This is a genomic window from uncultured Erythrobacter sp. (genome assembly GCF_947492365.1).
GTDB lineage: Bacteria > Pseudomonadota > Alphaproteobacteria > Sphingomonadales > Sphingomonadaceae > Erythrobacter.
This window is the reverse complement of the sequence record NZ_CANLMB010000002.1, coordinates 439,142-451,723: the sequence shown is the minus strand read 5'-3', so window position 1 is coordinate 451,723 and position 12,582 is coordinate 439,142. Positions and strand designations below refer to the sequence as shown.

Here is a 12,582-nt window from a genome sequence, read left to right as displayed (position 1 = left end):
GACCAGCAACGAAACCGGCAGCACAGCAGGTAATACGCCTCCTGAAAAAGTGCGTCAGATGGCCGAATATGGCGCCGATTCGATCAAGGTTCTCAAAGGCCTCGACGCGGTTCGCAAACGGCCCGGCATGTATATCGGCGACACCGATGACGGCTCCGGCCTGCACCACATGGTTTTCGAAGTCTCGGACAATGCAATTGACGAGGCGTTGGCCGGTCATTGCGATCTTGTCCTAATCGAACTCAACCCCGATGGCTCAGTCTCAGTCGAAGACAATGGCCGCGGCATTCCTGTGGGCATGCACAAGGAAGAAGGCGTCTCCGCAGCGGAAGTCATCATGACCCAGCTGCATGCGGGCGGTAAGTTCGAAAACACATCCGACGACAATGCCTATAAGGTTTCGGGCGGCCTGCACGGTGTGGGTGTGTCGGTTGTGAATGCGCTTTCCGAATGGCTTGAACTCACCATCTGGCGGGACGGAAAAGAGCACTGGATGCGCTTTGAACACGGCGATGCGGTCGGCAGCCTTGAGATCAGGGCCGACGCGCCCAAGGTCGAGCAGAACCCCGATGACAACGGCTTCAAGAAAGGCACGCGCGTGACCTTCCAGGCCTCGCATGACACCTTCAAAAACATCACCGAATTCGATTTCGACAAGCTGGAACATCGCTATCGCGAGCTCGCCTTCCTCAATTCCGGCGTGCGCATCCTGCTGCGTGACAAACGTCACGAAGATCTGGCCGAGCATGACCTTTATTACGAAGGCGGCATTTCGGCCTTCGTCAAATATCTCGACCGCAACAAGGATGCACTGATCGCGGACCCCATCTCGGTTTCGGCTGAGAAGGACGGGATCGGGATCGACGTGGCGCTTGAGTGGAACGATTCCTATTACGAAAACGTCCTGTGCTTCACCAACAACATCCCGCAGCGCGACGGCGGCACGCATCTGGCGGCATTCCGCGCCGCCCTGACCAGCACGCTCAACAATTATGCCGAACGCTCAGGCCTGCTCGGCAAGGTCAAGGTCTCGCTGTCGGGCGAGGATATGCGCGAAGGCCTGACCGCGATTGTCAGCGTCAAACTGCCCGATCCCAAATTCTCCTCGCAGACCAAGGACAAGCTCGTCTCGTCCGAAGTCCGCCAGCCACTTCAGTCGCTGATGGGCGAGAAGATGAATGAATGGCTTGAGGAAAATCCGGCCGACGCCAAGCTGATCGTGCAGAAGATCATCGACGCCGCCGCCGCTCGCGAGGCCGCCAAACGCGCCCGCGAAATGAGCCGCAAGGGCGCCATGAGCGTTGCCTCACTGCCGGGCAAGCTGTCCGATTGCCGTGAGCGTGATGCCTCCAAGGCCGAGATTTTCCTGGTCGAGGGCGATTCCGCAGGCGGCTCAGCCAAAGGCGGGCGCGACAGCCAGTATCAGGCGATCCTTCCGCTCAAGGGCAAGATCCTCAATGTCGAGCGTGCGCGATTTGACCGGATTATCTCCTCCAAGGAAGTCGGCACACTGATTCAGGCGATGGGCACCGGCATTCGCGATGAATTCGACATCGAAAAACTGCGCTATCACAAGATCGTGATCATGACCGACGCTGACGTCGACGGCGCGCATATCCGCACTTTGCTGCTCACTTTCTTCCACCGCCAGATGCCCGAGATCGTCAAGGCAGGGCACCTCTTCATCGCCCAGCCGCCTTTGTTCAAAGTCGCCAAGGGCAAGAGCGAAGTCTATGTGAAGGACCAGGCCGCACTAGACCGCTATCTGGTCGATGCGGGCCTGCAGGGCCGGGTGCTGGAAACCGCAGGCGGTGCTCGCTCGGGAGACGATTTGCGCGCGCTGGTCGACAATGCCTTGCGCTTCAAGAACATGATCGCGTTCGTCCCGCGCCGCTATGACAGCGGGATAATCGAACAGATGGCACTGTCCGGCGCGCTTGATCCGGCGCTCAGCGACAGCGCGCGGCTCGCGGCACTTGAAGCGACCGCCGCAAGGCTTCAGGCAGGCGATGCCGATGCGACATGGTCAGCAGTGATGCGGGAAAGCGGCGCGGTTCAATTCTCGCGGGTTTGGCGCGGTGTCACCGACGTTCACGAGATCGAGGGACGCTTCCTCACCAGCACCGAGGCGCAAAAACTTCACTCGATCGCGGGGCCGGAGGCGAGTGCCTATGAAGGCGCAGTCCGTCTGGTCAAGGCGGCCGATGTGGCCGAAGACGAACCGGAAACGGGCGAGGAAGGCGAAGAGGTACAGGGCGCCCTTTCGGATGACACCATCTCCCGGCCGAGCCAGCTTTTGGCCGCCGTACTCGCCGCCGGTCGCAAAGGCCTCTCGATCAGCCGCTACAAAGGTTTGGGCGAGATGAACCCGGAACAGCTGTGGGAGACCACGCTCGATCCCGACAATCGCGTGCTTTTGCAAGTGAAAGTCGAAGATGCCGACGTCACCGACGAGATTTTCACCCGTCTGATGGGCGATGTGGTCGAGCCTCGGCGTGAGTTCATTCAGGACAATGCTCTGAACGTCGCCAATCTCGACGTATGATACCTTTGCCTGTTTGGGCTTGATGTTTGCGACCTAAAGCCCGACATCTTGGGGCATGTCAGAGCAAGAACCCAACGACACAACTGCCCTTGAACATTGGAGCTTTTTGCTTCTGCTCGCGGGCGTATCGTTCCTTCTGATCTGGGTGGCATGGCCGTTTGCCGGGCCACTCTTGTGGTCGGCGCTGGCGGCGATCATGTTCCAGCCGCTTTACAAATGGTCACTCAGGAAAGCGCGTGGTCGGCGCAATCTGGCTGCCCTGCTTACGCTGCTCATCATTTTCGTTGCAGTTCTCCTTCCAGCTCTGTGGATCGGATCGATGGTGGTCAATGAAACCGTTGGTCTGGTGAACTCGCTACGTTCCGACCCGCCCGATTTGCGGCTTTGGTTCGATTCGGCTTTCAGCATGCTGCCAACGTCATTCCAGCAACTGATCGAGGATAATGGCTGGACCGACGTATCTGTCCTTCAGCAACAATTGCAGGGCCTGCTTGGCGAAAGCGCTGGCCTGATCGCGACACAGGCGGTGTCTATCGGCAGCGGCGCGCTCGGCTTTATCCTGAGCTTTGCCATCGGCCTTTACGTGCTGTTCTTCCTGCTGCGCGACGGCGCGCGCATTGGCGAGACAATCCTCCACTCCGCACCGATCGAGCGCGAGATTGCCGACCGCCTCGCCGAGCGGTTCCTCGGCATTGTTCGTGCGGTTATCAAGGGTTCTGGCGTAGTCGGACTTGTGCAGGGAACGCTGGGTGCAATCACCATGATGATTGCTGGTGTTCCGTCGGCATTGCTGCTCGGCGTGCTGATGGCGATCCTCGCGCTGATCCCTGCCGTAGGCACAGCACTGGTTTGGGCGCCAGTTGGCATCTGGCTGCTGATCGCGGGCGAGATCTGGCAGGGTGTTTTCGTGCTCGGTTCGGGCTTCATCATTATTTCTTCAGCTGACAATGTGCTGCGTCCGATCCTTGTGGGCCGCGATACGGGCATTCCCGACTGGATCATTCTGGTAACGACACTGGGCGGTCTTTCGATTGCCGGTTTTGCGGGCATCGTTCTGGGACCGCTTGTCGCCGGACTGTTCCTTGCAAGCTGGTCGATCCTTCAAGAACACCGCGCGGAGGACGAAGAAGCAGCCGCCAAATATCGCATGCGCGTTGGCCCAGACGGCAAAACCATCCCCCAGCAAAGTGAGAGCGAATAGTCCATGCGCTCGATAGTCGTACCCGGCAGTCAGGCGGAACAGGTCGGCCGCTTGCTGATTGCTGTGTTCGTCGTGATCGCACTGCCCGCATTGCCGCTGGGCAATTACATTTCCTATCCGTTTGTGATTCTCACCACATGGTTCCACGAAATGGGCCATGGTCTAGCCGCATTGGCGACCGGACAACCATTTGACCAATTGCAGATCTTTTCCGATGGATCAGGCGTGGCGAGGAGCGCGGTCGCAAGCGACGCCTCGGCCTTTACACGCGCTGCCATTGCCGCTGGTGGGCCGCTCGGTCCGGTACTCGTGGGAGCGGCGCTAATCCTGGCCAGCGCGCGCGAGCGGTTTTGGCGTCCTGCTCTATGGATCACTGCAGGAGCGATCATCGCTTCGGTAGGGGTTTATGTGCGCTCTCCGGTTGGACTTGTAGTCCTGCCGTTTGTCGCTGGATTTTTGGGGCTGGTTGCATGGAAAGCGCCGGCGGGCGCGGCGCGTTTCCTATTGCAGTTTCTGGGGATGCTGGGAGCGCTCAGCATGCTGCGCGACTTCGATTATCTCTTCACTGAAGAGGCGGTTATTGCGGGCGAAAGAATGCTCTCCGACACCGGTCAGATCGAGGCGTCACTGCTGTTGCCGCACTGGTTCTGGGCAACGGCGATTCTGGCGCTTTCGGCGGTCATTGTGGGTGCGAGCCTCAAATATGCGCTCGCCGAACGACCCAATCTGCCGCGCGGGCCCAAGCCGCCTGCCAATGTGCTCCAGTTCAAGCGGACAACCGACAGCCGCGACCGTTAGGCCAGTTTACTGCGCGATCCGAATTGCGTTCACACCGCTCGCTTCGCTGCCTGCTTCACCCGAGAGCCCGATAAAGATCGTATCGACAATCCGAGCCAGCTTCTCTTCGGTCAATTTGTCGCCGAGATAAATCAGCGAATCCGGGATAGTGTAATTCGACACCATCTGATTGATCAGCGAAAGCGCCTCGTCGATCTCCAGCCCGGCGAAGTAGCCATCGGCCTGCGCCTGCACGATGATCTCGCACAGATAGTGATCGGCGAGATCGACAAAGCTGCGGACCCGCTCGAAATTGGCAGCACCCATTTCGCAGATGAGCGTGAAATATTCAGGGTCTTCACGAAACCGCTCGCGCGAGATCACAAAGCGGCGCCGAAAGAACTCATACATCATGCGATTGGGCGGGAGGTCGGCATCCAGCACCTCCTCCATCACCTGGATATTCGGCGTGAGCCAAATCTCGGCGACCGCATCAAACAGATCGTCAAAATCCTCGAACAGCTGCTCGAACCGGCTGCGCGAAAGCCCGCTTTCAGCCAGCGCAGTCGCATGGGTAATCTCGGTGCCGCGCTGTTTGACAAGGTCAAGCACCAGCTGCGCAATCCGGCGCCGTTCCGTAGACCGTGTTTCCTCGCTCAAGACCATGCTCTGCGCGTCCTCCTGATTGCCCCGCTAGATAGGGTCGGTCAGGCGCGGCTTAAAGACATATCTTGGCAAAATTTCGCGACACGTGTTCGACCTGGCGCAACTACCGTTCGGTCAGACGTCGTTGCGCCCCTCGATGATAGCACGCGCCTGCGCTTCGAGCACTTTGAAGCGGTCGTAATCGGGGATCTTGGACAGAAACCATTCGGCGAGCTTAAGCAGGTCCTCGCCGTAATTCCCGCTCGGGATGAGCGGCTCACCAAAACTGATCACCATGCGATCATTGTCAGCGCATGCCGGAACAATCGGAACACCAGCCGCCTGCGCAATGTTGTAGAAGCCCGATTTCCACTTGCCATCGGAACTGCGCGTCCCCTCGGTCGCGATCACCAGTGCAAGCTCGTTGCGCGCTTCGAACTCGACTTGCATCTGCTCGACAACATTGGTGCGCTTTGTCCGGTCGACGGAGATCCCGCCCATATCGAGCATGAAGTTCTTCATGATCCCCTGAAACAGCGTGTGCTTACCCATGAAGTTAGGCTGGACCTTTTCCGCATGCGTCGCGCCTGCGAAAAACACAAAGTCCCAGTTCGAGGTATGCGGCGCGCCCGCGATCACATATTTTCGGAGATTGCTCGGCAGGGAACCTTCGATCTTCCAACCCTTCCACTTGTAGAGGAACAGGATGATCCGGTTCACGATGCGCGACAGCAAAGTGACATTGCGGGTTTCGTTGTGTTGCAAAGGCGGTTCTCTCTCCGGTGCGCGACCCTCTTTCACGCAGACCTAGCAGTTACGTTACGGAATGCGAGGGGGATTTGTCGATGGACTCAAATCCAGATTTGATTCCATGTGACGAAGGAAGGATCGGCATTTCCCTTTTGATATTCTTGAAACGCTTCGATCACTTCTTCCGAAGAGAAATAGTAGATTGAGGTGGTTTTCGCCCAGAATGCCCACCACGGTGGTTTCGTAATCATTCGCGCGCGTCCGTCGTTCGGAACGGCCTCATAGTGGTGGGCCGCATCCCCTTCACGTTTTTCCAACAGGAATCCGTGCTGGGTAAGCATCGTTTGAATGTAAATCTCTTCAGCCCTTGAGAGGACCGCAGGTTCGTCAAATCGGAGGTCCGCGATGGTGTTGTGAATCTGTTCGGGCGTCGGATCGGCAATCGTCTCCCGCTCAGTCCAAATCTCCATGGCAAACTCCCATCACATCCTGAACAAACCAAACGCGGGCCACCCCGCTAGATGGAAACGCGCCGCCATCTCGCGCATCTCACTCCGCCGCCGGCGTCGGACTTGCCGGATCGACGGGGCAGCCAAAATTTTCGACCATCATTGGCAGAGGAGTCATAAATGCCTGTTCCTCCCACACCGTGCTTTCGGCCTGTAAATATTCGGATACCTCATCGGCAAAGGTCATTTGAGCCTCGCTAAGATACTCACCGCCAGTCAGAAGATATTGCGTGTTGCAGGTTACGCCTTGCTCGGTCAGCGCTTGCAGCCCGTCCAAACTTAGCCCGGCGAAATTGCCCGCCGCTTCGAACTCGGCATCGTCCGGCTCGAACGGCCAGAACAGCAAGCCTTTGATAGCTCCGCCCCTGCGGGTGCGGGTGCCCATCAAGCTTTCAAAAGTGCGCGCTTTGTCATAGGCGGCCGCATGCTGGAGCAGGCCCTCCTTGGTTTCGATCGGCTGATCGATGGTGACATCATTGTAGAAAAACAGCCCGGCATAGATCAGCCCAAGAACACCCAGAATGGCAGGTCCGCCATATCGCTTGACCGCGCGCAATGCAGGGCTCTTCCCCGATTCTTCTTGCAGCTTTTCGATCAGGTCTTCGGCGACAAACTCGCAAACTGAAGCGAGATCCGGTTCCTCCTCAGCAATCGAATTCAGATCACCGCGAATACGTTCATAGACCAGATCCATGTCCGGCTTGTCAGCCAGGATATCATACGCAGCTTTGTTCCGAAGCGCGGCATAACTGGCCTGCACCTGCTGGAATTCCTTTTGGCCAGCAGTGTCCAGATAGCCATCATACTGACCCAGCGCGGCCGCCGTGTCGATCAACATGTCGTAATTGCGATCAAATGCCATACAAATTCCCCCTGAGTGCTTCTCGCGATTTCCAAGGCGCAAGTGGCTGAATTGCAGGCCGGATGCGCAATTTTTCTGTTCTACATCCTGAACACACCAAACGCGGGCCGCTCCGCAATCGGAGCTTCGAGCGTGGCGGCAAAGGCCAGCCCCAGCACGTCGCGGGTCTGCGCCGGGTCGATTACCCCGTCGTCCCATAGCCGGGCGGTGGCGTAGTATGGGTTGCCCTCGTCCTCGTATTTCTGGCGGATCGGGGCTTTGAAGGCCTCGGCCTCTTCCTCACTCCAACTGTCAGCATCGCGGTGGACAGTCGCTAGGACCGATGCGGCCTGCTCTCCGCCCATCACCGAGATGCGCGCATTGGGCCAGGTGAAGAGGAAGCGCGGGGAGTATGCCCGGCCTGCCATGCCGTAATTGCCCGCGCCAAAGCTGCCGCCAATCACCACTGTGATCTTGGGCACGGTCGCGGTTGCCACGGCAGTCACAAGCTTCGCGCCATGCTTGGCGATGCCCTCTGCCTCATATTTCCCGCCCACCATAAAGCCCGAGATGTTCTGCAGGAACAACAGAGGAATGCGGCGCTGGCAGGCAAGCTCGATGAAATGCGCACCCTTCTGCGCACTTTCGGAAAACAGCACGCCGTTATTCGCGAGAATCGCGACCGGCATGCCCCAGATATGCGCAAAGCCGCAGACGAGGGTGGAGCCGTAATGCGCTTTGAACTCGTGGAACTCGCTGCCATCGACCAGCCGCGCAATCACCTCTTTGACGTCATAGGGCGCGCGCACATCCTCGGGGATGATCGAATAGAGATCATCGGCGTCGAACTTCGGAGGGCGCGGGTCTTTCAGGCTGATATCCTTCGCCGCCGCCGTGTTCTCGCCCAACTGGCTGACGATGTCGCGCACGATGGTAAGAGCGTGCTCGTCATTCTCGGCGAGGTGATCAACCACGCCCGACTTCTTGGCGTGAAGGTCGCCGCCGCCAAGGTCCTCGGCGGTGATTTCCTCACCCGTCGCGGCCTTTACCAGCGGCGGTCCGGCGAGGAAGATCGTGCCTTGATTGCGCACAATCACCGTCTCGTCGGACATAGCAGGCACATAAGCACCGCCAGCGGTGCAGCTACCCATCACACATGCGATCTGCGGAATACCGAGTGCGGACATGTTCGCCTGATTGAAGAAGATGCGGCCAAAGTGGTCGCGGTCGGGGAAGACCTCTGCCTGATGCGGCAAATTCGCCCCGCCGCTATCGACGAGGTAAATGCACGGCAGCCGGTTCTCCTGCGCGATTTCCTGCGCGCGCAGATGCTTCTTGACCGTCATCGGATAGTAGGTGCCGCCTTTGACGGTGGCGTCGTTGCACACGATCATAACCTGCCGGCCCGACACCCGCCCGATCCCGCAGATCAGCGAAGCGCCATTGATGTCGCCCTCATACATGCCGTTCGCGGCAAGCTGGCCCACTTCGAGGAACGGCGAGCCGGGGTCGAGCAGACGCTCCACCCGCTCACGCGGCAGCAGCTTTCCGCGCGAAACATGCCGCTCGCGTGACTTCTCGCTGCCGCCGAGTGCCGCAGTTGCGACTGTCGAGCGAAGGTCGGCTGCGAGCGCCTTGTTGTGATCGAACCGCGCTTTGGCCTCCGGGGCCTCGCGGTCGAGTTTTGTGGTGAGAACAGGTGCGGTCATAGCTCGCCTTCAAATCCCTTCACAATTATCGCCTCGCCGGTGCTCCCAGCTTCGCGGTATTTGCTGATTTCCTGATATTCCGGCGAAGTCATCCATGCGAAAAGCTGCGGCTTGCTCGGGAACTCCATCAAGACGGAACGGGTGGCCGTCCACTCCCCGCCGAGCACCTGAGGCTCTTCATCTACGCTGAGCATGGTGCCGTCGAACTTCTCGAAGACTTCCATGAAGCGCTCTTCATATTTGTCATACTGGGCGCGGTCGTGGATCGTCATGCGCGAGATCATATATACAGGCACTAAAACGCTTCTCCTGCCAAAATCAAAATACCGATCAGCGATAGCAGATACCCGCCCGGATGTTTGGCCGCCATCATGATCAGATTGGTAAGTCCAAGCACCAACCACAAAGCCCCGGTCGCCCAGACAAGCGCTGCAGGCGTGCCCGGCAAGACGACAATTAACGCGGAAAGCAAGAAGAACCCGCTGGAAGAATGCCAGCCAAACCGGGTTATGCCTTGCGTCATGGGGTCTTTGATGAAGGGATCATCGACAGCGAGCGTGGGCGCAATCAGTTTCTTCTCACCCATCAATGAGTGAAAGATTGTTGCGAAGACAATCAGGCCTGCAGCGATAATGTGGAGCCAGCTCACCCAGCAGCCCCGATCAGCTCGCGGCCGATCAGCATCCGGCGGATCTCGTTTGTGCCCGCCCCGATATCGAGCAGTTTTGCATCGCGCAAATAACGCTCAACCGGCCAGTCGAGCGTGTAGCCTGCACCGCCCAGCGCCTGCACGCTTTCGGCGGCGACGCGGAAGGCGTTCTCCGACGACAGCAGGATCGTGCCTGCCGCATCGAACCGTGTCGTCTGGTCGGCATCGCACGCCTTGGCCACCGCGTAGGTGTAGGCGCGCGCTGATTGCAGCGCGACATACATGTCCGCGACCTTGCCCTGCATAAGCTGGAAACTGCCGATGGGTTTGCCGAATTGCTTGCGGTCGCGAAGGTAGGGGATGACGGTGTCGAGGCAGGCCTGCATGATCCCGAGCTGGATGCCTGAAAGCACAACGCGCTCGTAATCCAGCCCGCTCATCAGCACGCCGACTCCGCCGTTCAGCGGGCCCATCACGCGCTCTTCGGGAATGTGGCAATCGTCGAAGACCAGCTCGGCAGTGGGGGAGCCCTTCATGCCGACTTTTTCGATCTTCTGGCCGATGGAAAAGCCTTCATCGCCTTTCTCGATCAGGAAGGCGGTGATCCCACGCGATCCGGCCTGTCCGTCGGTCTTGGCATAGACCACCAGAGTGTCGGCCTCGGTCGCGTTGGTGATCCAGAACTTGGTGCCGTTGAGGACATAGCCGCCCCCTTGCTCATCGGACACTGCCTCGGCTTTGAGCTTCATAGAAACCACGTCTGAACCCGCGCCCGCCTCGCTCATGGCAAGGCTGCCGACATGCTCGCCCGAAATCAGACCGGGCAGATATTTGGCGCGCTGCTCGTCATTGCCCCATCGGCGGATCTGGTTGACGCAAAGGTTGGAATGCGCGCCGTAAGAGAGGCCCAGCGAAGCGCTCGCGCGGCTGACTTCCTCGACAGCGATGACATGTTCCAGATAGCCAAGCCCCAGCCCGCCATCTTCCTCGGAAACTGTAATGCCATGAAGGCCCAACTCGCCCATTTGCGCCCAGAGTTCAGCGCGCGGAAAATAGTCTTCGCGGTCAATCCGGTCGGCGATAGGCATGATCTGCTCATCGGCAAACCGGCCAACACTTTCGCGGATCATTTCGGCGGATTCGCCCAGTTGGAAATCGAATTGAGGGGTTGCTCGCATGATAGTCTTTCGTTGTCTTTCACCGGCCTGCCTGCACCGGATATCATTCCGGGCAGCAAGCGATAAGGGATTGCTTTGTGCGCCTTAGCAACCCGTTCACTTCCCGCCAACGCCAGACACCAAGCTAAAGCTTGGACTAGGGCCCACGACCATTGGATTGCTTTTGCAGCGGGGTCAATTTGACCTCGATCCGGGATTCTGTATGGCTTCGGCCATTCCTGTTAGACGACAGGCAAGGAGTCGCACCCTGAACGCTAACCAGCCCGATCTCTGGCCCAATGGTCAATCGCCTGCGCAGCAATATTGTGCCGAGGATCAGCGCCTTGCCGTAATGGCCAGTTATGGGCTCAATCAGTTGCAGGGCGATGCAGAGCTGATGGAGATTGCCCGCTTCGCCGCACAATTGTGTAAGACGCCGGTTGCGATGGTCAATCTGATCGAGGAACATGACCAGCTCCTCCTGGCGGATTTTGGCGCACCCAGTGGCCCCTCAGTTGTCCGCTCCGACAATTTGTGCGCTTATTCGATGTACAAATCCGGCTTTGTCGAGTTTCGGGACACGACCGCGCACCCGGATGTAGCCGGTTTTGCCGCCGTAACAGCGCCGCCCAAGGTTCGTTTTTACGCCGCCTGGCCCCTGGTTTCGGCAGAAGGCGCTCCGCTGGGCGCATTGTGCGTTTCAGACACAGTCTCGCGGGCAGATGGTCTGTCCGATTTCGAGCGCGAGGGCCTCGGAGTGCTGGCCAATGCGGTCATGCGGCGCATTGGCGGCCATCGTGATCAGGTGCAAGCGGCGAAAGAGCGCGAACTGAGCGAAGAAAGGTTTCGCATCTTCGCAAACAGCATTCCCGATATCGCCTGGTCAACCAACGGCCACGGCGAATTCAGCTTCTTTAACCGGCGCTGGTTTGAATTTCTAGGGATTGACGCGATGCCGGAGGGTGGGTGGCAGATGCTTTTCCACCCCGATGAACGTGATGCGGTGATGAAAGAATGGGAACAGGCAATCTGCGAAGGGAGCGCATTCGGGCGGGAGTTTCGCATCCGTCACGCCAGCGGCGAATATCGCTGGGTGATTTGCCGCGCGGTTCCGGTCTATGACGCTGATGGCACCGTCGAGAATTGGTACGGCACGATAACCGACATCCACGAGCGCTATCAAATCTCGGAAGAGCGCGAATGGCTTGCCAATGAACTGACGCACCGGATCAAGAACATCTTTGCAGTCATTACCGGACTGATTGGCCTTCAGTCTCGTGGCGATGCATCGCTTGGCGCGTTTGCCAAATCGCTCAGCGAGAATATCCGCGCGCTTTCCCGGGCGCAGGAATTTGCCCTGCAGATCGAGCCGAGCGACGAGGATCGGCTCAAGAATTTGCTACATATTCTCATGGCACCTTACGGGGTTCCGGGACATGACACGGTCAGGATCACTGGCGAGGAAATCGCGATTGGGGCGCGTTCGGCCACACCAATTGCTTTGGTGATCCACGAACTTGCAACCAATGCCGCAAAGTACGGGGCGCTGAGCGCAGCCGGCGGCAGTGTCGCGATCGAGGTCGCATCCGAAAATGAGAATGTGCGGATTTCCTGGCACGAGAGCGGCGGCCCAGACGCCTCGGGCCCGGGCGAGCAAGGCTTTGGCTCACGGCTGGTCAAAATGTCGATCGGGAATCAGCTGGGTGGTTCTTTCGAAACGAACTGGAATGCCGAAGGACTTGCGATGAAGATTGTCATTCCGGCTGAACAACTGGCGCGATAGGCCGTGATCTTCTAGG

General features: G+C 58.6%; 12 protein-coding genes. 4 read left to right on the top strand and 8 right to left on the bottom strand.

What is annotated here, in order from left to right:
* Window positions 1-58 precede the first annotated feature (58 nt).
* Genes gyrB through Q0887_RS13430 form a run of 3 tightly spaced genes read left to right on the top strand, consistent with a single transcriptional unit; the run spans window position 59 to window position 4,544 of the window.
* The gene (gene gyrB / locus Q0887_RS13440; protein WP_299196770.1) at window positions 59-2,545 is read left to right on the top strand and encodes a DNA topoisomerase (ATP-hydrolyzing) subunit B; all 2,487 of its coding nucleotides are present in this window, start codon (window positions 59-61) and stop codon (window positions 2,543-2,545) included.
* 55 nt (window positions 2,546-2,600) lie between these two features.
* Window positions 2,601-3,746 (top strand): AI-2E family transporter, encoded by a 1,146-nt coding sequence (locus Q0887_RS13435; protein WP_299196249.1) that lies wholly within the window; start codon window positions 2,601-2,603, stop codon window positions 3,744-3,746.
* A gap of 3 nt (window positions 3,747-3,749) precedes the next feature.
* Window positions 3,750-4,544: a M50 family metallopeptidase gene (locus Q0887_RS13430; protein ID WP_299196247.1), complete on the top strand. Its 795-nt coding sequence runs from the start codon at window positions 3,750-3,752 to the stop codon at window positions 4,542-4,544.
* Between the two features lie 6 nt (window positions 4,545-4,550).
* On the opposite strand, the gene Q0887_RS13425 is transcribed toward Q0887_RS13430, so the two are convergent.
* The 8 genes from Q0887_RS13425 to Q0887_RS13390 all read right to left on the bottom strand — a co-directional run bounded on the left by Q0887_RS13425 (window position 4,551) and on the right by Q0887_RS13390 (window position 10,804).
* On the bottom strand, window positions 4,551-5,189 hold the full coding sequence (locus Q0887_RS13425) for a hypothetical protein (RefSeq protein WP_299196245.1): 639 nt from the start codon (window positions 5,187-5,189) through the stop codon (window positions 4,551-4,553).
* A 114-nt stretch (window positions 5,190-5,303) separates the two neighbouring features.
* Window positions 5,304-5,933 (bottom strand): lysophospholipid acyltransferase family protein, encoded by a 630-nt coding sequence (locus Q0887_RS13420; RefSeq protein ID WP_299196244.1) that lies wholly within the window; start codon window positions 5,931-5,933, stop codon window positions 5,304-5,306.
* 86 nt (window positions 5,934-6,019) lie between these two features.
* Entirely contained in the window at window positions 6,020-6,388 is a 369-nt protein-coding gene (locus tag Q0887_RS13415; protein WP_299196243.1) for a hypothetical protein, read from the bottom strand.
* 79 nt (window positions 6,389-6,467) lie between these two features.
* The gene (locus Q0887_RS13410) at window positions 6,468-7,289 is read right to left on the bottom strand and encodes a hypothetical protein (protein WP_299196241.1); all 822 of its coding nucleotides are present in this window, start codon (window positions 7,287-7,289) and stop codon (window positions 6,468-6,470) included.
* A gap of 80 nt (window positions 7,290-7,369) precedes the next feature.
* On the bottom strand, window positions 7,370-8,977 hold the full coding sequence (locus tag Q0887_RS13405) for a carboxyl transferase domain-containing protein (protein ID WP_299196239.1): 1,608 nt from the start codon (window positions 8,975-8,977) through the stop codon (window positions 7,370-7,372).
* On the bottom strand, window positions 8,974-9,273 hold the full coding sequence (locus tag Q0887_RS13400) for a DUF1330 domain-containing protein (protein ID WP_299196237.1): 300 nt from the start codon (window positions 9,271-9,273) through the stop codon (window positions 8,974-8,976). Before Q0887_RS13400 ends, Q0887_RS13405 begins: the two co-directional genes overlap by 4 nt.
* Window positions 9,273-9,626 (bottom strand): hypothetical protein, encoded by a 354-nt coding sequence (locus Q0887_RS13395; protein WP_299196236.1) that lies wholly within the window; start codon window positions 9,624-9,626, stop codon window positions 9,273-9,275. The genes Q0887_RS13400 and Q0887_RS13395 overlap by 1 nt, the downstream gene beginning before the upstream one ends.
* Window positions 9,623-10,804, bottom strand: coding sequence for an acyl-CoA dehydrogenase family protein (locus tag Q0887_RS13390; protein WP_299196234.1), 1,182 nt, complete (start codon window positions 10,802-10,804; stop codon window positions 9,623-9,625). Before Q0887_RS13390 ends, Q0887_RS13395 begins: the two co-directional genes overlap by 4 nt.
* Window positions 10,805-11,135: 331 nt before the next feature.
* Between Q0887_RS13390 and Q0887_RS13385 the strand changes: the two genes are divergently transcribed.
* On the top strand, window positions 11,136-12,566 hold the full coding sequence (locus tag Q0887_RS13385) for a PAS domain-containing protein (RefSeq protein WP_299196232.1): 1,431 nt from the start codon (window positions 11,136-11,138) through the stop codon (window positions 12,564-12,566).
* Window positions 12,567-12,582 lie beyond the last annotated feature (16 nt).